Annotated in this window: 27 protein-coding genes; 11 read left to right on the top strand and 16 right to left on the bottom strand. The window is 36.2% G+C overall.

Features of this window, described 5'->3' with window-relative positions:
- Positions 1 to 149: 149 nt before the first annotated feature.
- Positions 150 to 374: a hypothetical protein gene (locus tag FY049_RS06195; RefSeq protein WP_446083371.1), complete on the bottom strand. Its 225-nt coding sequence runs from the start codon at positions 372 to 374 to the stop codon at positions 150 to 152.
- Between the two features lie 111 nt (positions 375 to 485).
- Here FY049_RS06195 and FY049_RS06190 point away from each other — a divergent pair, with 111 nt between their 5' ends.
- From FY049_RS06190 to FY049_RS06170, 5 genes are read left to right on the top strand one after another with little or no spacing between them, the layout of a single operon-like run.
- Positions 486 to 821 (top strand): hypothetical protein, encoded by a 336-nt coding sequence (locus FY049_RS06190; protein WP_096734200.1) that lies wholly within the window; start codon positions 486 to 488, stop codon positions 819 to 821.
- 16 nt (positions 822 to 837) lie between these two features.
- Complete coding sequence (locus tag FY049_RS06185) at positions 838 to 1,155, top strand: hypothetical protein (RefSeq protein ID WP_224963539.1); 318 nt, start codon at positions 838 to 840, stop codon at positions 1,153 to 1,155.
- Between the two features lie 19 nt (positions 1,156 to 1,174).
- Positions 1,175 to 1,513 (top strand): hypothetical protein, encoded by a 339-nt coding sequence (locus FY049_RS06180; protein WP_224963540.1) that lies wholly within the window; start codon positions 1,175 to 1,177, stop codon positions 1,511 to 1,513.
- Positions 1,514 to 1,533: 20 nt separating this feature from the next.
- Positions 1,534 to 1,872 carry a hypothetical protein gene (locus FY049_RS06175; protein WP_446083370.1) on the top strand — a complete coding sequence of 113 codons (339 nt, stop codon included), beginning with the start codon at positions 1,534 to 1,536 and terminating at the stop codon, positions 1,870 to 1,872.
- A gap of 58 nt (positions 1,873 to 1,930) precedes the next feature.
- On the top strand, positions 1,931 to 2,248 hold the full coding sequence (locus tag FY049_RS06170; protein WP_446083369.1) for an ABC transporter ATP-binding protein: 318 nt from the start codon (positions 1,931 to 1,933) through the stop codon (positions 2,246 to 2,248).
- Between the two features lie 538 nt (positions 2,249 to 2,786).
- On the opposite strand, the gene FY049_RS06165 is transcribed toward FY049_RS06170, so the two are convergent.
- From FY049_RS06165 to FY049_RS06135, 7 genes are all read right to left on the bottom strand, one after another.
- The gene (locus FY049_RS06165; RefSeq protein WP_446083368.1) at positions 2,787 to 3,842 is read right to left on the bottom strand and encodes a 3-deoxy-7-phosphoheptulonate synthase; all 1,056 of its coding nucleotides are present in this window, start codon (positions 3,840 to 3,842) and stop codon (positions 2,787 to 2,789) included.
- Positions 3,843 to 4,336: 494 nt separating this feature from the next.
- Positions 4,337 to 6,445: a sensor domain-containing protein gene (locus FY049_RS06160; protein ID WP_224963544.1), complete on the bottom strand. Its 2,109-nt coding sequence runs from the start codon at positions 6,443 to 6,445 to the stop codon at positions 4,337 to 4,339.
- Positions 6,446 to 6,980: 535 nt separating this feature from the next.
- Positions 6,981 to 7,847: an MBL fold metallo-hydrolase gene (locus FY049_RS06155; RefSeq protein ID WP_224963545.1), complete on the bottom strand. Its 867-nt coding sequence runs from the start codon at positions 7,845 to 7,847 to the stop codon at positions 6,981 to 6,983.
- A gap of 6 nt (positions 7,848 to 7,853) precedes the next feature.
- On the bottom strand, positions 7,854 to 8,264 hold the full coding sequence (locus FY049_RS06150; protein ID WP_224963546.1) for a DUF6691 family protein: 411 nt from the start codon (positions 8,262 to 8,264) through the stop codon (positions 7,854 to 7,856).
- Positions 8,265 to 8,266: 2 nt separating this feature from the next.
- Positions 8,267 to 8,683: a YeeE/YedE family protein gene (locus tag FY049_RS06145; RefSeq protein WP_224963547.1), complete on the bottom strand. Its 417-nt coding sequence runs from the start codon at positions 8,681 to 8,683 to the stop codon at positions 8,267 to 8,269.
- A 404-nt stretch (positions 8,684 to 9,087) separates the two neighbouring features.
- The gene (locus FY049_RS06140; RefSeq protein ID WP_224963548.1) at positions 9,088 to 9,831 is read right to left on the bottom strand and encodes a zeta toxin; all 744 of its coding nucleotides are present in this window, start codon (positions 9,829 to 9,831) and stop codon (positions 9,088 to 9,090) included.
- Between the two features lie 6 nt (positions 9,832 to 9,837).
- A complete protein-coding gene (locus tag FY049_RS06135) occupies positions 9,838 to 10,095 on the bottom strand; it encodes a hypothetical protein (protein ID WP_056511387.1) in 258 nt (85 codons plus the stop codon).
- Positions 10,096 to 10,328: 233 nt separating this feature from the next.
- On the opposite strand from FY049_RS06135, the gene FY049_RS06130 reads away from it, so the two are divergent.
- The 6 genes from FY049_RS06130 to FY049_RS06105 all read left to right on the top strand — a co-directional run bounded on the left by FY049_RS06130 (position 10,329) and on the right by FY049_RS06105 (position 17,398).
- Positions 10,329 to 10,640, top strand: a complete 312-nt coding sequence (locus FY049_RS06130) for an ArsR/SmtB family transcription factor (RefSeq protein WP_004720219.1) — start codon at positions 10,329 to 10,331, stop codon at positions 10,638 to 10,640.
- A gap of 126 nt (positions 10,641 to 10,766) precedes the next feature.
- A complete protein-coding gene (locus FY049_RS06125) occupies positions 10,767 to 12,494 on the top strand; it encodes a SulP family inorganic anion transporter (protein ID WP_327857210.1) in 1,728 nt (575 codons plus the stop codon).
- Positions 12,495 to 12,663: 169 nt separating this feature from the next.
- The gene (sstT, locus tag FY049_RS06120; protein WP_056511392.1) at positions 12,664 to 13,860 is read left to right on the top strand and encodes a serine/threonine transporter SstT; all 1,197 of its coding nucleotides are present in this window, start codon (positions 12,664 to 12,666) and stop codon (positions 13,858 to 13,860) included.
- Between the two features lie 32 nt (positions 13,861 to 13,892).
- The gene (locus tag FY049_RS06115) at positions 13,893 to 14,567 is read left to right on the top strand and encodes a YoaK family protein (RefSeq protein WP_004720212.1); all 675 of its coding nucleotides are present in this window, start codon (positions 13,893 to 13,895) and stop codon (positions 14,565 to 14,567) included.
- A 15-nt stretch (positions 14,568 to 14,582) separates the two neighbouring features.
- Entirely contained in the window at positions 14,583 to 15,119 is a 537-nt protein-coding gene (locus tag FY049_RS06110; RefSeq protein WP_004720210.1) for a DUF2058 domain-containing protein, read from the top strand.
- Positions 15,120 to 15,310: 191 nt separating this feature from the next.
- Positions 15,311 to 17,398: a TonB-dependent receptor plug domain-containing protein gene (locus tag FY049_RS06105; protein WP_327857212.1), complete on the top strand. Its 2,088-nt coding sequence runs from the start codon at positions 15,311 to 15,313 to the stop codon at positions 17,396 to 17,398.
- 132 nt (positions 17,399 to 17,530) lie between these two features.
- Here FY049_RS06105 and FY049_RS06100 read toward each other — a convergent pair whose 3' ends face one another.
- The 8 genes from FY049_RS06100 to FY049_RS06065 form a co-directional block, all read right to left on the bottom strand.
- Positions 17,531 to 18,271, bottom strand: a complete 741-nt coding sequence (locus FY049_RS06100) for an adenosylcobinamide-GDP ribazoletransferase (RefSeq protein WP_034616781.1) — start codon at positions 18,269 to 18,271, stop codon at positions 17,531 to 17,533.
- Positions 18,268 to 18,879 carry a histidine phosphatase family protein gene (locus tag FY049_RS06095; RefSeq protein WP_224963551.1) on the bottom strand — a complete coding sequence of 204 codons (612 nt, stop codon included), beginning with the start codon at positions 18,877 to 18,879 and terminating at the stop codon, positions 18,268 to 18,270. Before FY049_RS06095 ends, FY049_RS06100 begins: the two co-directional genes overlap by 4 nt.
- 30 nt (positions 18,880 to 18,909) lie before the next feature.
- Positions 18,910 to 19,962, bottom strand: a complete 1,053-nt coding sequence (gene cobT, locus FY049_RS06090) for a nicotinate-nucleotide--dimethylbenzimidazole phosphoribosyltransferase (protein ID WP_327857213.1) — start codon at positions 19,960 to 19,962, stop codon at positions 18,910 to 18,912.
- A gap of 80 nt (positions 19,963 to 20,042) precedes the next feature.
- The gene (cobU, locus tag FY049_RS06085; protein WP_327857214.1) at positions 20,043 to 20,555 is read right to left on the bottom strand and encodes a bifunctional adenosylcobinamide kinase/adenosylcobinamide-phosphate guanylyltransferase; all 513 of its coding nucleotides are present in this window, start codon (positions 20,553 to 20,555) and stop codon (positions 20,043 to 20,045) included.
- Complete coding sequence (locus FY049_RS06080; protein WP_446083367.1) at positions 20,543 to 21,211, bottom strand: 2'-5' RNA ligase family protein; 669 nt, start codon at positions 21,209 to 21,211, stop codon at positions 20,543 to 20,545. Before FY049_RS06080 ends, cobU begins: the two co-directional genes overlap by 13 nt.
- Before the next feature lie 100 nt (positions 21,212 to 21,311).
- The gene (locus FY049_RS06075) at positions 21,312 to 21,986 is read right to left on the bottom strand and encodes an HAD family hydrolase (protein ID WP_412676220.1); all 675 of its coding nucleotides are present in this window, start codon (positions 21,984 to 21,986) and stop codon (positions 21,312 to 21,314) included.
- Between the two features lie 63 nt (positions 21,987 to 22,049).
- Positions 22,050 to 23,648, bottom strand: a complete 1,599-nt coding sequence (locus FY049_RS06070) for a histidine-type phosphatase (protein WP_446083495.1) — start codon at positions 23,646 to 23,648, stop codon at positions 22,050 to 22,052.
- 70 nt (positions 23,649 to 23,718) lie between these two features.
- Positions 23,719 to 25,014 (bottom strand): MFS transporter, encoded by a 1,296-nt coding sequence (locus tag FY049_RS06065; RefSeq protein ID WP_446083366.1) that lies wholly within the window; start codon positions 25,012 to 25,014, stop codon positions 23,719 to 23,721.
- Positions 25,015 to 25,036 lie beyond the last annotated feature (22 nt).

Raw genomic sequence — 25,036 nt, 5'->3', positions numbered from 1 at the left:
CCTTATTTTTATCATCTAAATATTTTTAATTAATTTTTTCTTATAGACACTATACTTATATCTTCTCCGTCACCCCAGCGATTACATGTATTAGCTCCTTCTATAAAAACTAATTTATTACTTGCTTGAGCCATCATCAACATTGCCAACTATCTTTTTCCTGCTGGACTATTTTCATTTTTTATAACGAAATAAACATTAGTAGCGCAATTTGGTCTATTAGCAGTTCGTTCTCCTTCTAGAATTACCCAAATTAATCCATCTTCATCTCTTACATGAAGCCTTGAAACTTTTCCAAGATGATCACTTGCGAAAGCACTTCCAATAGGAATCAATTGAAATATCAAAAAAACATAGAACAATACTTTTTTCATTTTTAACCTGTTTACTTTTTTTCATAAGTCATATATAAAAAATACATATTTTTAAGAAAAAATACAAGTTCAACACAAAATATTCACAATTCATCATAAGAGTGGAGAAAAATGTTAAGAAAAATCACAATTGTTCTTATTTTAATGACAGCAAATACTTCTTTATTTGCGGATGAGAATGTATCTAACAGAAAAATTATTGATATTGGATGCCACACATGGGATGACACTTGTTTTGTATCCTTATCAGGTGCTCCATTTGGAGCTAATGAAAATTGTACTTATAAACCTATTAATGAATTTCGATTTTCAAGCTCAACTACAAATGGAAAAAGAACGTATGCATCTTTACTTTCTGCTTTTCTTGCAAAAAAAACTGTTGATATTTATATAAGTGGTTGTGGCCCAGGTGGATGGCCAACTCTTGCATATTTTCATATCCGTTGAAAAATAGAGGCTGATAATGAAAAAAATTATTGTTTTAATAGTTAGTTTATTTTTCTGCAATATCTCTTTTGCTCAGGTAGATTGTGGCCCTTATAAAGTAATGCAAATTCAAACACAAGATACAGATTTATTAGCACTACTTAAATCTCAAAACGGTCGAGAATCTTGGAAACAGATTGGCTCATGGTCAAAACCATCAACGAAGCCATACTTAGGTATCTTAATGCAAGCTTATGCAATGAAAAAGAATATAACTTTGCGTTATATACAGGACAATTATAATTGTGAAGAAACTGATTATGTAACCGTACCATGGATGCTAAGAATTTCTTAGTTTAAAAGGAACACTCAACATGATTAAAAAAGTTATATTCGTATCTACTTTGATTTTACCAATGACTTCAATTTCATTTGCTGGCGAGACTGTCTCCAACAGAAAAATAACGGATATAGGATGTCATTTAACTGATGGTACATGTTATGTAACATTATCTGGTGAGCCATTCGGTGCATACGAAAATTGCCCCAGCAAAATAACAAATGTATTCAGATTTAATAGCACTACAGTTCACGGACGTAGAGCTTATGCTAGCTTTTATGGTGCATTCTTAGCAAAAAAAAATGTAGAAGTTTATATAGATGGTTGCTATGAAACTGGTAGTCCAACAATTACCTACTACCATGTAAAATAAATTTTAATGAGGGCTAGGTGATGAGAAAATTTTTATTATTATCAATATTATTGAGCCAATCAGTTTTTGCTGCCGATATTATGTGTACAGGAAAAGTAAGTGGTGTATCAATAAATCCACGTTCTGGTGCTCTTTTTGCCAATACTGTAGGAAGCTTGAACAGCCCTTTATTATGTAGTACATCAGCAACTTGGAATGAAATCTCTCCAGCGAATTGCAGTAAATTATTCGCTGTATTACTTACTGCTCAAATTACAAAGAAATCTGTAACTTTATATTTTTCTGGAGTTCAGAGTTGTTCAGATTTTAGACCATGGATTTTAGCTCAAGGGTTTTATCATTATATTTTAAATGATTAATTGACTATCGATAGATTCTAAAATTTAACAATAATTTTTAAATCAAGGAAATACAGCAATGAAGATAATATTATTACTGGCAATTCTACTTACCCAGCAAGTTTTTGCAGCTGAAACATATGTGTCTGGAAGAGTTTCTGATATTACAAGTACCACTGATGGATTGTTAGTCCGTTTAGAAACTAGAGAGGTTCCAAGAATTTGCGAAAATAGAAATCCTTGGGGTTACTTAATCATCCCACAAGCCAGAAAAACAATTCTAGCAGCATTCTTAATGAATTGGGCTAGAAAAAAACCTCAAGTAACTCTATATGCCGATGAAAATCAAGGAAGTGCGTCTTTTTGCACCATTAAACAAATTGACCATCAAAGTTAAAAATTAATTTCCATATTAAAGTTATTTTATTAACTGATGTTACGCAACAACTCTAAAGTCATACTTGTACCTCGAATAAAGTGGCTACGCGAAAACGTCATCCGCAATTGTCTGAGGTAGGACTACTGCTAATTTATAAAGTATCTGCGATACTTAGAATATTTTGACAGAAGTGGTCGAGTTCTGCGGATGACAATGGTTTTGCCTACTTTTGCCGAAACAAAAGTAGGTCGAACCGAAGGTTATTCTCTAAATTTAAACTTTTGATGAAAGACTCCGCCGCGTAAGTCTATATTTTCACCATAGATAAATTTAATTCATACCAAATGCGTAACATCAGTTATTAAGTTCTTTTTTGCTTAATCAACTTAATATAAATTTCGATACAAACTAAATTTGAAGCTTTTTCAATAAGTAAGTTTACTCGGTTTTTTTTTACTAGTCAAAAAAAGACTGTTCAATTACTGCTTATATAGCTACTAGATTAACATATTGCTAATCTAGTACAGCCTTTATAAAAATAAATTACACACTGTATTTACGCCGAAAACGCTAAAGTCTTTTCAGAAAGCTGCTCCGCAACATCCAACAACAATTGCTCAGTCTTATTCCAACCCAAACAACCATCAGTAACAGATTGACCATAAGTCATATCACAAGAGATTTTTTGATTACCATCTACCAAATGACTTTCTAGCATTACACCACGTACATGGGTCACATGTCTTTCTTCAATAATTTGCTGCAAAACCAACGGTTGCTTTAAAGGATCTTTACTGCTGTTACCGTGACTACAATCAATCAGCAATGCGGGTAATTTCCCTTGATGCTGCTGGCGGATCTGCTGAATCGATTCTGCATCATAGTTTGTGCCCTTATTTGAACCACGTAAAATGATGTGTGCTAAAGGATTACCATGACTATGTACAATACAAGGTAATCCCTTTTGACCCATAGCAAGAAATTGATGAGGATGACTTGCAGATTGAATTGCATCTAAAGCGATTTGAATCGAGCCATCTGTACCATTTTTAAAACCAATACTAAAAGGCATATGGCTTGAAATCTCACGATGAATTTGTGATTCGCTGGTACGTGCACCAATTGCCCCCCAAGCCAATAAATCATCAAAATATGCGGTTGCCATAGGGCTTAGAATTTCGCTGGCGATTGGCAAGCCTTTTTCAATAATTTGTAAATACAATTGGCGTGATTTTTCTAAACCCAATTGCATATTGGCAGACCCATCTAAATTTGGATCGTATAAAAATCCTTTCCAGCCTACTGTTGTACGTGGCTTTTCAATATATGCACGCATCACTAGAAAGATCTGATCTGACAATTTTTCTTGTAATTGTATTAAGCGATCTGCGTATTCCAATGCGGATTTTTCATCATGAATAGAACATGGGCCAGTAATCACCAGCAGACGATCATCTGTACCATCGAGAATATTTTCAATTGTTTGGCGTTGCTCGGCGATCTGTAAAGCGAGCGTATGTTTTAATGCAAATTTTTCTTTTAACTCATAAGGCAAACTGAGTTGAGTTTCTATGGTTTGATTTTGTTGTAAAGCAATATTTAGTGCATTCATGATGTATTCCTTAGGACTCTACAAAGTCCGAACTTTTATTTGAGCGTATGGGATCTATTCAAATGGGCGATCAGGTTTTTCACTTGACCAAAGTAAGTCCAATAAAAGTTGCTAAAGTATACGTAGTTAAATTTCATCATGACATTCTCCAAAATCTTCACACTTAATTGATTCAAAATATTTTTAACATTCAGATATAAAAAAACCTGATCGGTGTTGCCGATCAGGTATTAACTTTGATGGGCAACCAATTCATTGCCCGAACGACTTCAGGCAATTATCTAAAGAATTGCCAGAAATAATAAGAAGTAGCGATTACAGGTTGCTTTTTCATCTTTATGTCGTTCATAAAAATCTATATTGAATTTACAATACCTGTAGTCTGTAGACTTTTCAAGCCCTTTTTTAAAGTTTTTCTATATTTTATGTATGGAATACAAATGATTGAGTTAAGGCACAATTTAACCCAATCATTGTGGTTAATCCCAAGCCCCTTACTGCAACATTTCTTGCACTTGTTCTGCACAAATTGCTTGGCTAAATAAGAAACCTTGGCCAAATTTACAGCCCACGGCTCTTAAATTTTCCAGCTGCTGAATCGTTTCAATCCCTTCTGCAATAATATCTAAAGAGAGAATTGGGCCTAATTTTGCAATACCTTCCACGATCGCTTTAATTGACTTTTCTTCATGCATACGATTTACAAAGTTGTAGTCAATTTTTAAACTATCTACAGGGTAATCACGAATATGCGTCATCGATGAATGCCCTGTTCCAAAATCATCTAAGGCAATTCGGACACCTTCTTGTTTAAGTTTTTTCAATGCACGGATAACATATTCATAGCCACGATCAGCCAAAACATGTTCAGTAATCTCGACTTCAACAAGATGATGTGGAATAGCATACTGGGTCAAGCGCTTTAATAAAATTTCCGCATAATTATCCCGCATAAACTCTACAGGTGAAGCGTTGATTGAAATCGGTACAACGTTAAAACCTTGCTTGATCCAATGAGAAATATCTGTAAATATTTTATCGTGCATGGTTTCGCTGATTTTGGTCGCTAACTCAAAATCATTAAATGCTTCAGCAACTGTTGCGGGTAAATAAACATTGCCCTCTACATCACGCCATCTGAGTAATGCTTCAAAACCAATAATTGAGCAATCATCCAGTTTCACTTTAGGTTGGTAAAATGGTTCAACTTGATTGTTACGGATAATTTGACGTGCTGTATTTAATTGTTTGGCTTTACTTTGGGCAATTTCAAACATGTCTACACCAAACATACGAATACCGCCACGACCCCGTTCTTTAAGGTCATTTAAAGCAGCATCTGCACATTTCAACAATCCTGAACCATCTTTGGCATCATGCGGATAAATTGAACCACCGATACTCATGCCACCATTCAACAATTTACCGCTATAAGTAATAGGCGCATCAAGTTGTTGTAATAATTTTTTGGAAACAGCCTCGATCTGTTCATGACTTTCAACATGGTCAATCACCACTGCAAACTCATCACCACCAAGTCTTGAGATATAGGCATTCTCATCTAAACAATGCGCGAGACGTTTAGACAAGACCTTAAGCAAATGATCACCAGCAGAATGACCTAATGTGTCATTGATATGCTTAAAATGATCTAAGTCAATCAGTAATAATCCAATTTTGCTTCGGTTCTCTCTGGCTTTAGAGATTGATGCCTTTAATCTTCTTTTAAATGCACGACGATTCATCAAACTCGTCATTTCATCAAATTCACAGATCACTCTGAGTTTTTCTTCTGCAATACGTTGTTTGGTTATATCTCGTGAAACACATAAAATACTGGTGGTTTGACCATTTTCATTAACAACAGGGGTTAAGATATTGTCCCAATACATGGTTAGATTACCAAAGATACTTTTACCTGCAAATCTAGCATTTTTCCCTTTTGCCGCTTCTTTAATGGCTTTTTTACCCTGCTCACGAACTTCTGGTGGCAATAGTCCGAGCCATTCCATACCAAAAGTTTTTACTTTTTCTTGTCCAAGCAGTGCAATACAGCCAGATTTATTCATATGTGACACATAACCATCTGGTGTAATAATTTTGATACAGTCGACACTTACATCAAGCATGTCTGTATTGGCTTTTAACGACTCGCTGGTTTCGCGTAATAACGTTGCACGATCATGGATATTGGTACAGGTTATGGTCCAATCATAAAACTGTTGTTTATAAACCGTACTTTGAGCAATCAGTAAAAACCATTGATAGTCGCCGTTCACATGGCGAATACGACATTCTTTTTCAAAACGTTGACCGGTTTTTTGCGCGGTTATCCAAATATTATAGATATGTTCTGCATCATCAGGATGTAAGCATTTAATCCAATCGGAATCGCAAATATTATGTGTATCTACACCAATAAATTCTTTTAATGGGGTATTACAATAGCCAATCCCCAATTTTGTCACCCAAATAAGGTGCGGTATCAGATCTAAAACTTCTTTGACTTCATTCAAAATTTGTGCAGATCGAGGAGTTATAGACTTTGGAAATGAACCCACCTGATTCAAACTCGAATGCAAAGGTAAATAAATGCCTGCCATAAAATAATCCTATCTATCAACGCAAAAATTAAGATAAACCAATGTTCAAACTTATATGTATTTTAAATAACCACAGATTCTTGTATAACCCAAGTGTCGAGTCGTTATTTTTTTAAAAAAACCATGTGATATAAGTCACACTTTAACCAATAAGTTTAAATTGTATACAATAACGTTTATAAAATCTATTCTTTTAAGTTTTCAGGTATGTTTCAAATTTATGACAAACCTATGTTTGTTTAAATTATCCTTAAATATCAACTTGATAAATAAATTTTATCTTTTGTAATATCAGCAACCCTGCTCCCTCTTTTGGTTTTTTCTAGAGAAACTTAATTCCATGTTTCGATTCTAAACTTATTAACAACAACCTTAACAATAATTGTAAAAAAATCAACTAATGAATGGTTTTTAATCATCTTAAATATGTATTATTCTAAAAAACTAAATAAACATCCATTATTAATAAATCGAATGTTGTTGAATAAAAATTGAAATCATTATCATTTAATAAGTAAATTTTACTCCAAGCAATTTAATTAAAATAATTTAAAGGTAATTTTAAATAACGAACACCATTCATTTCAGGCTCAGGAAATTTACCAGCGTTCATATTAATTTGAATAGCTGGAAGGATCAGTTTCGGCATAGACAATGTAGCATCACGTTGTTCCCGCATAGCAATAAAGGCTTGTTTAGTCACTCCTATATGGATGTGGATGTTTTCTTCACGTTGGGTCTTGATGTCTGTTTGACAATGAAAATCTTGGCGTGATTCTGACAAGTAATCATGGCATAAATACAACCGAGTATGCTCGGGTAAGTTAAAAATTTTCATTACAGAATCATAAAGTTGTGCCGCACTGCCCTTTGGAAAATCACAACGCGCTGTGCCATAATCAGGCATAAATAAAGTATCACCTACAAAGGCTGCATCACCAATCACATAGGTCAAACAAGCTGGAGTATGACCAGGTGTAGGGAGATTATATGCCTCTAACTCGCCAATTTTAAAAATTTCATGATCCTTAAATAAATAATCAAATGAATGCTGTGCTTTTAAAGCCTCATAATCAAGATGATAAATTTGACTAAAAATATCTTGAACAGTCACAATTTTTTCACTCATGGCGATTTGACCGCCTAAATGTGCTTTTAAATATTGCGAAGCTGTTAAATGATCTGCATGTACATGTGTTTCAAGAATCCACTGCACTGTAAAATGATGCTTTTGAATATACTCAATAATATGGTCTACATGTGTTGTCGATGTTGTTGCAGATGCCGCATCATAATCCAATACACTGTCAATAATGGCACAGTATTGAGTTGCAGGATCAACCACCACATAACTAAAGGTATTACTGGCTTCATCAAAAAAATCTTGTACAAATGGATTCATAAAAAATTATGCTCCTGTCACTTTGCGATGAATCAATACGCCAAATAGCATGGCAACAATAAAATATAGGGCTTGATAATGACCTAAACCAATCAATGTAAATGCTGGTGCTGGACAAATTCCAGCAATTCCCCAACCTATACCAAAAATGAAAGCGCCTGCAACTAACTTTGTATCGAGTTGGGTATTTTTTGGTAATTCGATCACTTCATTAAACACAGTCACGGGTTTGCGTATCGCTTTTTGAAAAGGAATAAATGCGACTAAAATTGCGCCGATCATCACAAAAGCCAGACTTGGATCCCACTGCCCGAATATATCTAAGAAACCGATGACTTTTGCTGGATTCGACATACCCGAAAGCATTAATCCTACAGAAAATAGCCCGCCAAAGATAAATGCAAAGATATTTTTCATGATTATGCTCCAATCATATGGCGCATCACATAAACAGTGATAAATCCAGCCAGCATAAAGGTACAGGTTGCGACAATTGAGCGTTTAGACAAACGACTTATCCCACAAATTCCATGACCACTGGTACAGCCTGATCCTAATCGTGTACCAAGGCCAACCAATAGACCTGCGATGACAAGTAAAATTGGGCTTGTCGTTAGCATCACGATTTCAGGATTAAAAATCTGTCCATAGATAAATGGTGTGCTGAATAAGCCCAATAAAAACCACAAAGCAGGTGTTTTAAAAATTCTGTGTGGATTGAGGACTTGTGCAATTAGACCACTTACCCCAGCAACACGACCATTTACAAATAAGTAGCCAACTACAGCCAGCCCAAGTAGAACTCCACCCAAAAAGGCGAGTATAAAATCATGCATTGCTTTAAACCCATACAATATATGTTTTTATAATATATAATTATTTAAATTAATCAACCTCATCTTCAGATAATGATATATAGAAATATGCAAATCAAAGGCATAACTGCAAATATAATACCTATATGCTTTGCTAGAGAATTGCACAGCTTATTTTTTAGTTTTGATTTAAATCACTGAATGGCTTTAATCATATTTATTAATAATAATCAAAAACTTATAATTTATTTTGATTTTTAATGCTTTGCCAATAGACTTCTTTCATCAGTCCTTTTTAAAACGATAAATCAAGATAAAATCCCCTTCATGCTAGCCTTACTCCAAAGTAAGAAGGAACTTTCAATATTAATATATTTCACTCAACATGATCTTTTTTGCTTTATAAAACAGATCTAATCATCAGATTAATTAAATTCATTCAATACTTTGTCTACAAACCATTTAGGGAAATACTCTACAACAGGATTTAGTTTTAGCACTTCAGCCTTTTCGATCTCTGCAATAAAAGCTGCTTTTTCACCGTGACTTGAATTATCAAAAATATATGCACGATCTGAAGCTTCAATTGCCAGCATCAATAAATCTAAACTGCGATAATAGCGCTCACAGATTTTCTGCACAGGTACAGCATGACCACCTGTAGCGACCCGATATTGCACACGTCCAATATTAATTTTTGGGTCAACAGTTGCCACATAGTACAGATACGTTTTAAAGCCTTGTTTCTGTGCTTCACGTAGAAACTCAACTTTGCTGATATGCGACATAACAGTTTCAAAAGTGAAACTTATTTTTAACCTTAAAAATTCCATCCGAATAAAATCGATAATGCGTGCGCAAAGATAGGAGTCGATTTCATCCTGGTCAAATACAATGAGTCCATCAACAATTTGTGGTTTTAACGATAATAGCGGAACAACTTGCTCATTCTTTTTACGCTTTTTTTGTTTTAAAAATTTGAGTAGCGCTACGTTTGATAAATCATGATGATAATCATCTAAGCACAAACTTTGAGTCGCAGATAATTGTTTCTCAAGCTCATCTGCATTTAAATATGCCCCAATCTGATGGGGTGCTAAATAGTCTTTAATTGTGCTTTTACCTGATCCATTTGGACCAGCAAACATTCTTATTCTCGGCTGTCGCATATAAAGTTATGCCATCACCTCTTGTTTCTTTTTACGTTTTAACACACTGTGTTTAAGCTTGGGAACCACATAGGCAGAAGATAAATCTTCAACAACTTTGATCACACCATTGTGTTGTTGTACCAGCTGTTGATCTTTTACATAAGTGATTGTAGCGTTTGACTGACTTGCATGATTAAATGCCGCACTAAACGCATTTATAGCAAGCACTGGAATTGTTGCTTCCTCACGTAATGTCGTCTTCATTGCTGTAAATGTCGTCATGTCAAATATCCTCAGCTTGATTTTTAGCTGTAGTTACATCTTAACATATCACTTATTTTTGTCTATTTATTCAACTGTAAGCAGAGGAAATCTAGTTCTGTAGAAAGTTAAAACAGAATGTGAAGATATATTCACAAAATTGATTTAGAAATTCATCAAAAAACATATGCTAAAAGCCATACGACAAGCCCTGACACAGTTATACTGTGCTAAATAATGGATGGAAGCTACCGATGTCTAGTGATCTTGAAATTGATGTAATGCGTGAATCAGCTGCATCAGTCGTGACTATTTTAAAATCTTTAGCCAATACAGATCGCTTACTAATTTTATGCCATCTTGCTCAAGAAGAGTTAAATGTTTCGCAAATAGAAGAAAAAACTCAGATTAATCAACCGACGCTTTCTCAACAATTGATGATGTTACGTAAAAGTGATGTTGTTTCAACACGTCGTGATGGGAAGCAAATTTATTATTCTATTAAAGATCAAAAACTGACGGTGGTATTAACAACCTTATATGATTTGTATTGCCCGCAGGTTTAATACACATCTTAGCATCTAGATAAATTTAAAATAAAAACAAACAATTCATTATATAAGTTAGCTGTCGCTATTTTTCTTAGCATTTTTTCTGCATAATATATATGAAAATATGCTAATGAAGTTCCAATGGCTGCTCCTAAAGTTCAACTCAGTAAAATACTCCCTGCATGGCAATGGCTGCAAGACTATAATGTCCCTAAATTTAGGGCTGATCTACTTGCTGCTTTAATCGTCATTGCAATGCTTGTACCACAAGGTATGGCTTATGCCATGGTTGCTGGGTTACCTCCAGTGACAGGCTTATATGCCAGTATTTTACCCATGATCATCTATGCCATTGTTGGTGGTAGTCCAACGCTTTCTATTGGTCCTGTTGCACTGATTTCCATGATGACCTTTGCTACACTTGAGCCTCTCTATGAGGTGGGTTCACCTGTATATATTCAAGCAGCATGTTTATTGGCACTTCTCGTCGGCATACTTTCAAGTTTACTGGGAATTTTTAGATTTGGATTTTTAATCCGTTTAATCAGCCATCCTGTGATTAAGAGTTTTATCATCGCATCCGCAGTATTGATTGCACTCAGCCAAGTTAAATTTATGCTCGATGTACCCTTAAAATCTGGCAATATTATCGAGTTTATTCAAAGCCTATGGCTATACATTAGCTTTACCAGTATTGAGACTTTGATTTTTGGTGTCTGTGCCATTCTGTTTTTGATTTACATCCCGGTTTTTTTTAAATCTAAGTTATGCCAATCTTTTGCACATTCTCTTCAATTCTGGGTGAAAGCACTGCCCTTGGTTCTTGTGTTTATTTCGATTGGGTTAATACATTTCCTGCATATAGACCAATTTGGTATCAAAACCGTAGGTGAGATTCCTTCGGGATTTCCACCAATTGCCATGCCTTACTGGCGTTGGGATTTGGTGATCCAGCTTTTACCCGGTGCAGCCATGATTACCATGGTGAGTTTTGTCGAATCTATTTCTATTGCACAGACCACAGCGTTTCAGCAACGTAGTGAGCTCAATAGTAATCAAGAGCTGATTGCACTGGGTTTAGCCAACTTTAGCGCAGGTGTCACGTCAGCATTTCCTGTGACTGGCAGTTTATCACGTACAGTGGTTAATGCAGATGCAGGCGCAAAAACGCCTATGGCTGGTGTTTTATCTTCAATTTTTATCGTGATTGTGAGTTTATATTTTACTGGTTTATTTAAAGAGCTTCCTTTGGCGATTCTCGCTGTCACCATTATGGTCTCAATTTGGAAATTGGTTGATTTTAAACCCTTCATTGAAACATGGCGTTATTCCAAAGCCGATGGGATTGCCATGTGGGTCACATTCTTTGGGGTGTTGTGTATCGATATTTCAACAGGTTTGATTATTGGTATTGTTTCTACATTTTTATTGCTGTTATGGCGTATTAGCCGCCCCCATATTGCCGTCATTGGCTTAGTTGAAGGCACGCAACATTTCCGCAATATTTCAAGACATGATGTTTTGACCAGTACCAATATTGTGTCTATTCGTATAGATGAAAATCTAAGTTTTTTAAATGCCAATACTTTAAAAGAATTTATCATTTTAGAAGTCAGCAAACATCCAGAGCTACATCATGTGGTGATCAATTGCTCAAGTATTAGTAATATAGATGCAAGTGCTTTAGAAACTTTGGAAGAAATCAACAGTGATTTAAATAAATTAAAAATTCAAATGCATCTCACGGAAGTCAAAGGTCCAGTCATGGATCGTTTAAAACAGTCCAATTTAATTCGGCAGCTCAGTGGAAATATTTATTTAACGCATTACCAAGCAATGCATCAATTGGATGCTCAAACTTTTAGTTAAATAATCGTTTAAATTATCAACATTTTTTATTATGATTGCTGAAAAAGCTATATATTTTTTAATATCTTAATTTTTATGGCGAAATTGTATTATTTAAGTTTTCGCTTTTAGGTATAGAATACGCGGCTTGTTCATCGATTTTAGACCAGTTTAGGCATAAAGGTTCAACATGTTTGCTGTCCTAGCACGTTTAAGTTTAGTTACTCGTATTCTTATTGCCATTATTCTTGGTTTTATAGTTGCGTATCTATTCCCCAATTCAGCCCAATATTTCATTATTTTAGGCGAGCTTTTTATTAAAGCATTAAAATCCATTGCACCAATTCTTGTATTTGTCTTGGTTCTCTCATCTATTGCTAACTTTAAAGTTGGTGAAGGCGCGAGCAACTTAAAACCAATTCTTGGATTATATGCAATTGGAATGTTACTGGCTGCTATTAGTGCAATTACGATAAGCACAATGTTTCCAAGTACTTTGGTTTTTGCACATGCAAGCGAAGTGACTTTACAGCCACCAGGTAGCGTAGCAGAAGTATTAAAAAATCTACTCCTTAGTTTTATTACCAATCCAATAACAGCCTTACATGAAGCGAATTTCATTGGCATTTTAGCTTGGGCTGTAGGCTTAGGTGCAGCACTTCGTCACGGTTCAGAAACCACTCAACAAGTGATTACAGATGTTGCGGATGCAATTAATGCCATCATTCGTGTAGTGATTGCATTTGCTCCTGTAGGGATTTTTGGCTTAGTTGTTGCTACATTTGCACAAGCAGGTTTAGAAACCTTAAAAAACTACGCGCACTTAATTGCTGTACTTATTGGTACCATGCTTTTTGTAGCCCTCGTCATCAATCCATTGATTGTTGGTTTTGTGATGCGTAAAAACCCATATCCTTTGGTTTTAAAATGCTTAAGAGAAAGTGGAATCACTGCATTCTTTACCCGTAGTTCTGCGGCAAATATTCCAGTAAACCTTGACTTGGCAAAACGCTTAGGGGTAAATGACACCACTGCTAACGTTGCAATCCCATTAGGTGCAACAATTAATATGGCAGGTGCAGCGGTAACAATTACCGTGCTCACCCTTGCTGCTGTGCATACACTTGGTATTCAAGTTGATATCGTCACTATGGTGATCTTATCTGTGGTTTCTGTGGTAACAGCTTGTGGTGCGTCTGGTGTTGCTGGTGGTTCTTTGTTGTTAATTCCTGTGGCTTGTGGTTTATTTGGTATTCCTTCAGAAATCTCAATGCAAGTGATTGCAATTGGTATGGTGATTAGTGTGCTTCAAGACTCAACAGAAACAGCATTGAATTCCTCGACTGATGTCTTATTTACAGCAGCAGTTGATCTTTCTAAAAAGTAATATACAAGGTATATGAATAAAAAGAAGGAATTATGCCTCTACAGTATTTGCCCGTTTGGATTCAACTAGGTGCATTTATGCTTGCAGTCAATGCAGGCATAATTAATGTGCTTGGTTTGATTACCGTCCTTCATCAATCCATCTCTCATATGACGGGCAATGCCAGTTTATTTGCGCAAGCATTAATTCATCAACAATATGATCATGTACTTTACCTTTTCTTGGTCATGCTCAGCTATGTGATTGGATCAAGTTATAGTGGCTTTATTTTAGGCAATAGCAATTTTAAACTTGGTCGTAGATATGGTGTTCCACTCAGCCTTGTCAGTGTGTTTATTTTGCTTTGCTGGTTATTTATTCCTTATTATCCAAAATATGCTTTACTCTGGGCAAGTACCGCAATGGGAATGCAAAATGCCATGGTCAGCCACTATAAAGGCACAATTATCCGCACTACACATCTTTCAGGGGTTTTAACCGATCTTGGTTTGGCTTTAGGCTATCTTTTTCGGGGACTCGGTATTGAAAAGCGCCGTGTCACATTGCATTTTTTGATTCTTTGCGGATTTATTCTGGGTGGGCTGATTGCCAGTATCGTGTATCCTTATTTACAATTAAATTCATTCCTTATCCCTGCTGGATTAAGTTTAATACTCAGCTTAACGTATTGGTTTATTTATTTTCGGCATGGTTCGAAACACATTTAATGGTTGGTTATTGTTATGGTCAAAAACGCATTGCAAGCACAGTTACTCAAAGCTGGCTTAGTGGATAATAAAAAAGCAAAGAAATTGTCAAAGCAGGCACAGCATGAGCAACGTACAGGTCAGAGTAATGAAGCTGAGCTTAAAGCTAAAATTGAACAAGACAAACAAGAGAAAATCAGTAAAGACCAAGCGCTGAATCAAGAGAAACAACGCATTTTAGATGAAAAAGCCTTAAAAGCTTCAATTATACAAATGATTGGTCAACATAAAATCAAAGATACAGATGGCGATGCGGTCTATCAGTTTATTGATGGTTCGGTTAAGAAAATCTATATCAATCAGCAAGTTTATAATGCCCTAGTTTCAGGCAGTTTGGTGATCGCACATGACAATAATGATGCCTATGCAATTTTGCCTAAAGCTTTGGGTGAACGTATCAATGAAAAAATGACTGGATTTATTATTGTCAATAATTCTGAGAAGAATGAACAAGTGACAGATGAAGAAGATCCTTATGCTGCTTATGTTATTCCAGATGACTTGATGTGGTAATCCCCTGTTCTATTTTTCAGTTTATATTTTTAGAAATTTCATCAGCCTAATGCTTCAATCATTAGGCTTTTTTTTGATTTAAATAAAATAAATTCAGCATTAAATTTTTTTTATCCATGCCCTTTTCCTCAAAATTTCTACATAATTGTGCGCTAATCTTACGCGAAATTACATAAATGGAACGATGCAACATGCACCGTACAAAACTTTACTGGGGTACATTGAGTACTTTAAGCCTTGCTATATTCGCCATCACCTCTGCAAGCCTTGCAAATGATGAAACGACAGCTACAAATAAAACTACTGAAGCGACTCAACTTAAAGAAAATGAATCACCAAAACAATTAAAAACCTTAGTTTTTGCAGCGGAACAAACGCCTGCTAAAGATCCTGATATCAGTGCTGTCGCTAAAACCATTGTGACACGTGAAGAAATGCTGCAATTCGGCGATCAATCGGTCAATGATGCTTTAAGACGTGCAGCAGGTTTTCAAATGCCAACACCTGGACAAGGACCACGTGGATCAAGCGGTTCTGGCAGCATGCGTTTTCGTGGTGGTGGCGCACCAGTATTTTTGATTAATGGCGAAGCCGTACAAGGTGGACCACGTGGTGGAATGTCTATTGTTGACTCAATTACGCCTGAAATGATTGAACGAATTGAAATCACCAAACAGCCTAGTGTAGCTCAAGCCTCAGTTGCCTCATCCGCAGTGATCAATATCATTTTAAAAGAACCCTTAGACGATGCTCGAATCAGTGGCAATGTTAAATTAGGATATGGCATCACCCAATCGGATCAAAAAGAAGAACAGCGTAAAAATATCAGTGTACAAGCAGATGGGCGTGATGGTGCATGGATTTACAGTGTTTCAGCCAATCAAATGTGGAATGACAGCAAATCAAGCACAGAAATCGAAAATATAAATGGTACACGCCAACAAATACGCACTACCAATCGTACAAATACCATGTTTGCACCACGTGTTGAATATCAAATTGATGATCAACAAAAACTGGTTTCAGAAATTTTTTATCGTAAGAATGAAAGTGATGGCTCTAGCAGTAATCAAGTTCAAAATGATCAGAATGACAGTATTCGTTTAAACACCCGATATGAGCGTAAAGATAAAGGTGACTCAGACAAAGTCCGCTTGTCTATCGAAAAACAAAATGAAACTGAATCCACTCGTTCCAATCAATATAGTTCTTATATTGATGAAACTGTGAATGAATACGGCTTAGCGTATGATGGGGTACGCAAGTTTGATGAAAGCAAACAAGTAAAATTTGGACTTGATGCGCGTGCCAATGAATTAGCAAGCAATATTGCTGATACATTAGATGAGCAACGTTATGCACTTTATTTAGAAAGCAGTTGGAAGTTTACAAAACACCAAACCCTTACCTTGGGTGCACGTCAGGAATGGTTAGAGCGTTCAGGTTTGGTTGAATATAGTGATCAAAACCTAAGCCCTGTACTTGCACATCGTTTTGACTTTAGCGATCAATGGTCTTTGCAAACCAATATTAGTCGCGCCTTTAAAAGTCCAAATAGTAACAATCTCATGCCAACTGTTTCCGTTTCAACAGATGCTGATGCAGGCTCTATCAATAACCCAGACCGTGGCGGTAATCCCAATCTTCTACCTGAAAAGATCACCGCACTGGAAACGACTTTGGGCTATAACACTACTGCAGGTGGCGTAAATATTACGGCTTTTCATCGAGATATTGATGACTATATCGAAAAAGTGATTCGTCAAGAAGGCACACGCTTTGTTGAACGTCCGTATAACCAAGATCAAGCAACAACCTATGGTGTCGAAGTTTCTGGTCGCTATGCCTTAAAACAAACTGATAATGGTCATTCATTTATGCTGAATGGACAATTATCGACAGTACGCGCCAAAATCGAAGACTCAGACCACAATACACGTTTAGCCAGCGATGTTGCCCCTTATACAGCAAGTACAGGCGTTTCATACAATTACCAGCCTTGGCAATTGGCAAGCAGTATTAATCTAAGCTACACGCCAGAATTTACCCGCGCTTTAGACAATCTTCCCTATGATCGTACAAGCAACAAACGTGTAAATGTTGATATTAGTGCGACAAAACGCTTCCCTAAAGGCTGGGCAACGACACTGACTGCTCGTAATATTTTGAGTACAGATTATAAAGAGCGCTTAAATAATCAAAGTGATGGTGCTTTATATGAAGCTCGGGTCAATGATGCTATTCCAAGTTTCTTGTTCAGTGTAGAGAAAAAATTCTAATCTTGATTAGTATAGATGTATATAAATCTAAATCTTATCAATTATTTACTGATAAATAATGAGTAGATAAACGTAAATAAGTGATCAATTTAAAAACCGAAATTTAAAAACTTCGGTTTTTTCTTAATCTGATTAAATATAAAAACCACAAATGATAAAACAGAGTAAACAGACGGTTTCTGCGATTTCTATACTGGCACCAATGGTGTCACCCGTAATGCCATCGATTCGTTGAATAAACTTATAGCGTAGATAAATCAAGGTCAAAATAAAAATCGTCGCGGTCACTAAACCAACCCAGACAAAATAACCCGCACCCAATAAACTGATACCAAAAATGATCATTGCCCAAGTTTTAGGGATATATTGAGCAATCGACCAGCCTAAACCCTTTTCACGAACATATTCAGTGGTCAGAAATAAAAATAATGGTGTTAAACGCCCTAAAATAGGAAATAAAATCAAAGCAGTATAGTGTTGTTCTTGTAATAACACATACAGTGCAGACCATTTAATCAAACAGATAACAATTAAACTCAGCACACCAAACGGTCCACATGCTGGGTCTTTCATAATTCTTAAGGTATTTTCTTTATCACCAAAGCCACCGACCCAAGCATCCGCAGTATCCGCTAAACCATCTAAATGTAAGCCACCCGTGAGCAAAATCCAGATGACCAGAATAATGGTACTGAGTAAAACTACAGGCAAAACATGTAGAAAACTGGCAACGGCAAACAGAACCAAACCAATCAAAAGCCCAATCACTGGATAAAATAGCAGTGACTGACCATTTTGTTTTGGCGAAGGCATATTTTTTAAATAAACAGGGAAAATCGTTAAAAATTGCAATGCAATAAAAAATGGGGTCATTTATTGCTCTCCAATAACTCTAACTGCATGGTTTCGCTGTCCAACATAAAGCGATTTAATTGCCCAAGCTCAGCAGACATTTTTAAAATATCATCAAGAGATTGTTGTAGCGCCATACATTTTAAAAGTTTGATCACACCGCCATGCGTCACAATCAAAGCTGTTTGGCTTTGTGTAACCAGCATCTGCTCTTTGATCGCTTGTAATGCTTGCTTAATTCGATACTGAAAATCTAAATATCTTTCAGCATTTGGTGGAGTATAACGTGTCGGAGATTGCCAAAAATTTTCCAATAACTCAGGCGTTTTTGCATAAATCTGCTGTGTTGAAATACCTTCCCAATCACCGAAATGAATTTCTTGTAATCGATGATCTTGCATCAGTGGTATTTGAACTTGTTCAGAAAGTCTCTGTGCAAATGAGAAACAGCGCTTTAAAGGCGAGCTAAACATAAAATCCCATTGTGTTTGCACAGAGGATTGATCATAGGAAATGGTCTGGTGCATTTGTTGCCAGCCCAATTCTGTCAATTCATCATCAGTCGAACCACGCAAAGTATGATTCAGCGTAGTTTCCCCGTGACGTAATAGATCAATCCTCAGTTTCATGCATATGCTCTTTTTGAATTATGAATAAATTTAAACTTTCTCGCCAATCACCGCAGCTTCTGCAAAGGTGGCCATATTGTTATGTAAACTACATGCCAGCTTAATCACACCTAAAGCAGCACCCGCACCACTACCTTCCCCCAAACGTAAATTAAGCTTTAATATTGCTTCAGCATTCAATTCTTGTAATAGGCGTTGGTGCCCATATTCAGCAGACTGATGACCGAACAACATCCATTGTCGAACTTCTGGATTGAGTCGTACCGCGACTAATGCCGCTACTGAACTAATAAAACCATCGACAATTACAGCTATCCCGAGTTGAGCACAGCGAATATAAGCTCCTGTCATTGCAGCAATTTCTAAGCCACCTACAGCACACAAAGCTTTAAATGCATCATTTTCAACATAATTTTTATGTAATTCAAGTGAATGCTGAATGATATTTTTTTTATGAATCAACTGATCAGCACGAATCCCCGTGCCTACACCTGTCAGTTGCTCAGCGGGTTCATTTAATAAGAAACATGCAATCGCAGAAGCTGAACAGGTATTGCCAATCCCCATTTCTCCAGCAATGTAAATTGAAGCACCCTGTGCAATGGCTTTTTCTACACTTTCGTGACCTAGTGCCATGGCTTGCTGACATTGTTGCTCAGTCATTGCCACTTGTTGAGCAAAATTGGCAGTCCCTTGAGCGATACTATGACGTTCAACGCCTTGATATTGGTAAGCCTCACCCACTGTGCCACAATCAATGACTTGTAAAGTTGCGGCATATTCTTTAGCAATTACACTGATACACGCGCCACCCGTTGCAAAGTTTTGTAGCATTTGACGCGTTACTGCTTGCGGATATGCTGAAATATTTTCAGCCATTACCCCATGATCACCTGCAAAAATTGCAATCCAAGGTTTATCTACATTGGGTTTTGAGTTACTTTGCAAAGCAGCCAATTGCACGGCGACATTTTCCAAAACAGACAGTGAGCCTGTTGGCTTGGTCAATTGTAATTGACGTTCTTCAGCCTGTTGTTTTGTTTCTGCGTTTGGCACTTTACATGCTTCTAACCACCAATTCATTGTTGCTCTCCATCTCGTATTTTAAAAATTCATTGTTAATCGTTAAAATGCTCAAGTTTATATGATAAAAATCACAATATTTATCCTTTTAATAACATCGGAAAACCTGCGACGCAAAACACTACTTTATCAGCTATTTGACCTAATAGTTGATGTAAACGTCCTGATTCATCAACAAATTTTCGGGTTATTTCACCCATTGGTATAACACCTAGTCCTGTTTCATTGCTGACTAAAACAATTTTAGACTTTAATGTAGGTAGAATTTTTAGCAATTTTTCACATTCGATTCGCTGAAGATTTGAGTCATCATGCATCAATAAATTACTCATCCATAGGGTTAGACAATCCACCAAAATCACTTGTTCTTGTTGATCTATTTGTTTTAAACAATCTACTAGGTAAATTGGTTCTTCAATCAGCCGCCATTCATTAGGTCGTTGTGACTGATGGTGTGAAATACGTTGTCGCATTTCATCATCCCACGCTTGGGCAGTAGCAATATAAATAACCTCTAGATTTGAGTCTTTTGCGATCTGTTCAGCTAATTTACTTTTGCCTGAGCGCGCGCCACCTAGGATTAATTGCAACATAAATTTGACTCCCAAGATCCATCTGTTTTTTTCGGATTGAGTATAAGCTGATGTAACGCGGCTAAAGGCCCCTGTAAGACTTGTGCCTGATATATACCAAAATTAAGCTGCTCAATACTAATTTCAAAACTTTTTTGATCAATCTTTTCAATAGCTTTAAATATTTGTTGGGCTTTAAATTCTGCTGAATACAAACCCAAGGTGATATGCGGGCAATAATCTAAAGCAGCAATTTCTTGGCTTGGATAGGATAATAATTGTCGAATATTGCTTAGGCTATTTTCATGATCTTGAATTTCTATAAATAAAGCACTGCTAAAACTATTTATTTTTCCAGTTGTTAATTTAAAACTGTTTAACTGGTTTTGGGTTAAAGTTTTAAGCTGCTGTTGAAATTTACTTTGGATAAAATCATCATCAAATTGAATTTTATCTTCTGTTAGAAAGCCACAAATATACAATGTGATATGAAATTGCCGTGTATTGGGGTGCAATAAATAGTTTGAGAATTTTTCTGTTAAATCGCTTAAATATGCCAATAATTCAGGATGATGAATTTCGATATACCATAAGGCGTAGTGTTTTCTCCCTTTGTGCCACTCGGGATAATCATGTGTCTCAGTTGGAGTTGTTAAACTTTGAGAACCTAAAAACACATCAAATTCACATTAATTTTAATGCTTCTATTAAAGCATGTAATCATCATGTTTAAATCTTGAATTGACTGAGTGTTGTTCAATTGAAAATGAATTTTATTCAGTCAGATTTTATGATTGCCTGATAAAAATCCAACATAGATTCAAAGTAGTAATCTGCTCTCGCCAGCATGGTCTGATTTGGCGCTTTAATATCCTCAATCAAAATCGTTACTCCCCCGGCCAAATGTGCTGAAGTAATTCCATTTTCAGAATCTTCAATCATCAAACAGTGTTGCGGATTTAGATTTAATAAGGTGCAGGCTTTATTAAAAATTTCTGGGTGTGGTTTGCCTTGTATCACCTCATCACCACAGACCAACAAGGTAAAATAATGATCAATTTCTGCAAGTTTTAAATATTTTTCAGCAATTTTTCGGGTGCTAGATGTGGCTACAGCCAATAGGATATTTTGAGATTGCGAATAAGCTAATATTTCTAAAATTCCAGCTTTTACTGGTACGCCTTGCGACAAAATCATCTCAAGTTCAATTTGTTCAGCACGCTGCCGAATTTGTTGGTAAGGGATATCTTGACCATAGAATTTTTGTGCTAAGTGTTCTGAGTTTAACGCATTGAGCCCTAAACATTGCATCAAATAATCTAAACTGAATTCAACACCGATGACTTCCAAAGACGCTTGTTTTAACACATCAAACCTAAGCCGTTCAGTGTCCAGCATCGTACCGTCCATATCAAAAATAGCAGCTTGAATCGTATGTTGCTGGAATTTCACAGTGTTCCTTTTATTAGCCGATTAAAAGGGAGAAACCAGTTCACCCTCAAATTTTATAGCAATCTATTGAATACTATAACATTGTTTCAACTTTAAATAATCATAATAATAGCTATTTGCTTTATAGCGGGCATAATCACAATCTTTTTTAAAAGCAATCTCTTTTTCGTTATAGAGCATTTTTAACAAAGTTTGCCCTTGCGAATTTTGATAAATATCCCACTGTAAGTTTGCTGCCATCGGTGAGATATCTTCGCCACGCCATGCACTATTTGAATAATTAAACGTCTGCGTCAATGGCACAGATTGCATCATCCCCTTTAGCTCTAAGCTGGTTGCTAAAGGGATAATGATTTCAGCATGAGCAAACCTTAATACAGCAGCATTCTTTTGTGTGTTGCTCATAACATCATCAACTTGTTTAAATAAATCCTGCTTGAGTGACTTGGCAATATCTGTTGTCACAGCTTTGCCTGTATCAAAGCTTGGACCCTTACTATAGAAATCATTGGCATCGTTATATTGCGCATAGAACTTAGCCGCTTCGGTTGGCATATATTTTTTAAAGTTTGTCGCACCAAGCTCGTCTTGCATTCCGCCAGTAATTGAATACAACTCGTACAGATAAGCAGCAGCATCTACTGCGCTGGCAATGGTATTTTTCCCCTTTCCTTTTTCAATAATCTGTTCACCTTTAGGACTTGTTACAGTGAATGATCCTGAATTACTAAAGCTATAGCCTGTTTGACCAATTTTTTGAATAAACGCTGTTTTAAAAATTGGGCTTAATACTTCTGTTGCGATTTTTTTCGCATTAGAATCTTCACTCAACGTTTTTATTTTTTGTTTTAAGTCTGGATCATTCTCTTCAAAGTCTTGATATTTTAAGCTAGCCGCATAGACTGTTTTATCTAAATCCGTTTTAACATTGGTCAAATCGTCTTGCGCATTTAAACTATGAAAATACAGATGAAAGCGATTTACCCCACCATCGACAATACTTGGTACGGCGTTACTATTTAAACTTTGATAGCTTGCTGGTGTAATTGCAGTCTTTAAACTTGGTTGCTGTTTCAACAATTCATTGGTAAAAAATTTAGCACTGTCCACCGCTCGATCCACACCCGAGCTAACGATCTGTACAGATTTACCTTGTTGACTGGCTTGATTAAACAATTGTGGTAAACGTTGTAATAAGCGATCTGCAATACCCTGATGCTCTTTAATACCTACAGAAGTTTCGTTGCCATAGCCATATTGGCGTATACCTTCCACCCCATAACCCAATAAAATATTGGCTTTCATCATGGCTTCTAAATCAGCACCCAATTGTTCACCCAATGGTGTTAAAGCATTTTCCTGTTTTGCTTTTAACCACATATTGTATAAAGCTAAATCATATTTAATACTTGATAAACCTCGCGAACCATGTCGCGCGACTAACTCTGTAAAAACTGGGCGATAACCTGTAGGCATTGCTTCATAGCTGCTTAATTTCTGTTGCGGTTGATACGGTTGTTTGGTCTGTAAATATAGCGATGCATCAGCTTTAGGTGGCGCTACAACAGCTGAATTATCATCATGATCATTATTGCAGGCTGTTAAAAATAGTCCTGAAGCAAAACAAATGATTAGCGAATGTTTAATTTTAAATGGTTTCATCATTGAAATGTCATATTTGGTTTAATGCAGGCAAACTAATCAAAGAACATGACACTGGTATGACCATCCTCTATTGATTCCATTTAAAAACAACAAAATAAAAAGACAGCATTAAGAAAATACTAACCAGTAAATAATATGGGAAGATAATGTTAAGTTGGTACAGCCCTGTGCTCATTAATGGCGCAACAATCAAACTGAGCGCTTGTGCCATGGTACATAAAGCAGCAATTTTAGTTTGCAAATTTATCGAAACTGATTGTGATGCACCTGTTGTAAATGCAGGCATTAAACATGCCACAGCGATACCATAAAAAACATAAGCCAACTGAAAAATCACGATCTGCTGCGTATAGATTGACAAGATCAGCCCAACCAGCATTGTGCTTAATCCAACCATTAAAAGCTGTGTTAAAGACCATTTTAGCCATTTAGAAATCGCAATTTGCATCAAAACCGATACAATCCCCACAATCAACAAGCATTGGGAAAAATAGAGGGCGCTTTGCTGAATGTTAAATTGAAATTTATCTTGAATATAAAAACCTGCAGTTAAATTCAGGGTAATAATCGCGATATACAAACTAAATCCAAGGATCAACCAAATCATTGATTTTTTTAGATCATCCTCACTCAGACATACCAATTTCGAATGATTAGAATCTTGCTGTGAAATCTCTTTTTGTAAAAGTGCGTCTTGAACATGCTCTTCTACAGCTAACTGATGGATTAAATCCCTATGATTTGGATCATGACTTGTTGTTTGTTGCTGCTGAGCATTTTCCACTTTGTGTTGATATAAACCTACAATCAGCATACTCATGACAGCCAAAAGCAATACGGCGAGCCACAAAGGAATCAATATTCCCCAAATAATAAGTAATGTGGTTAAAAATGGCCCTAAAATTAATCCTCCACTGTTTAAGGCACCAAAGGTTGCCATCTTCTGACTACGTATCGTTTCATCTAAATATCGCGTCATCACATAACTTTGTAATGCGATTTGCGGCATTGCCATAAAAAAGCCAATACTGCTTCGTGTAAGCAATAATAAAGCGAAAAGTAGCCCAATTGGCATGCTATACATTAGCCCATAACTTATTACCCCTGAAAATAGTCCCCAAGTTATGCTCATTCCAATAAAACCGATACTCAATAAATAATAATGATTTTGAAATTTGGTTTTTTTAGAAATCCACATTGCAGTCAGACTCATTAGCAATGCGCTGGCAGAGACCATCAAACCAGCTTGAAGCTCTGAGATTTTTAATAGACGAATAAGAGGTGCAAGTAAAGGTAAAATCATGGATAAGCTGATCCCATTGAGCAGCGTTGCCATCATCCAAATATAATTATTTTTATCCATTTTAATCTCTTAGAATATCAGT

The organism is Acinetobacter sp. 1125_18A (assembly GCF_052824985.1).
Note: the sequence above shows the minus strand (reverse complement) of the source record. Positions and strands in the feature narration are given on the sequence as shown.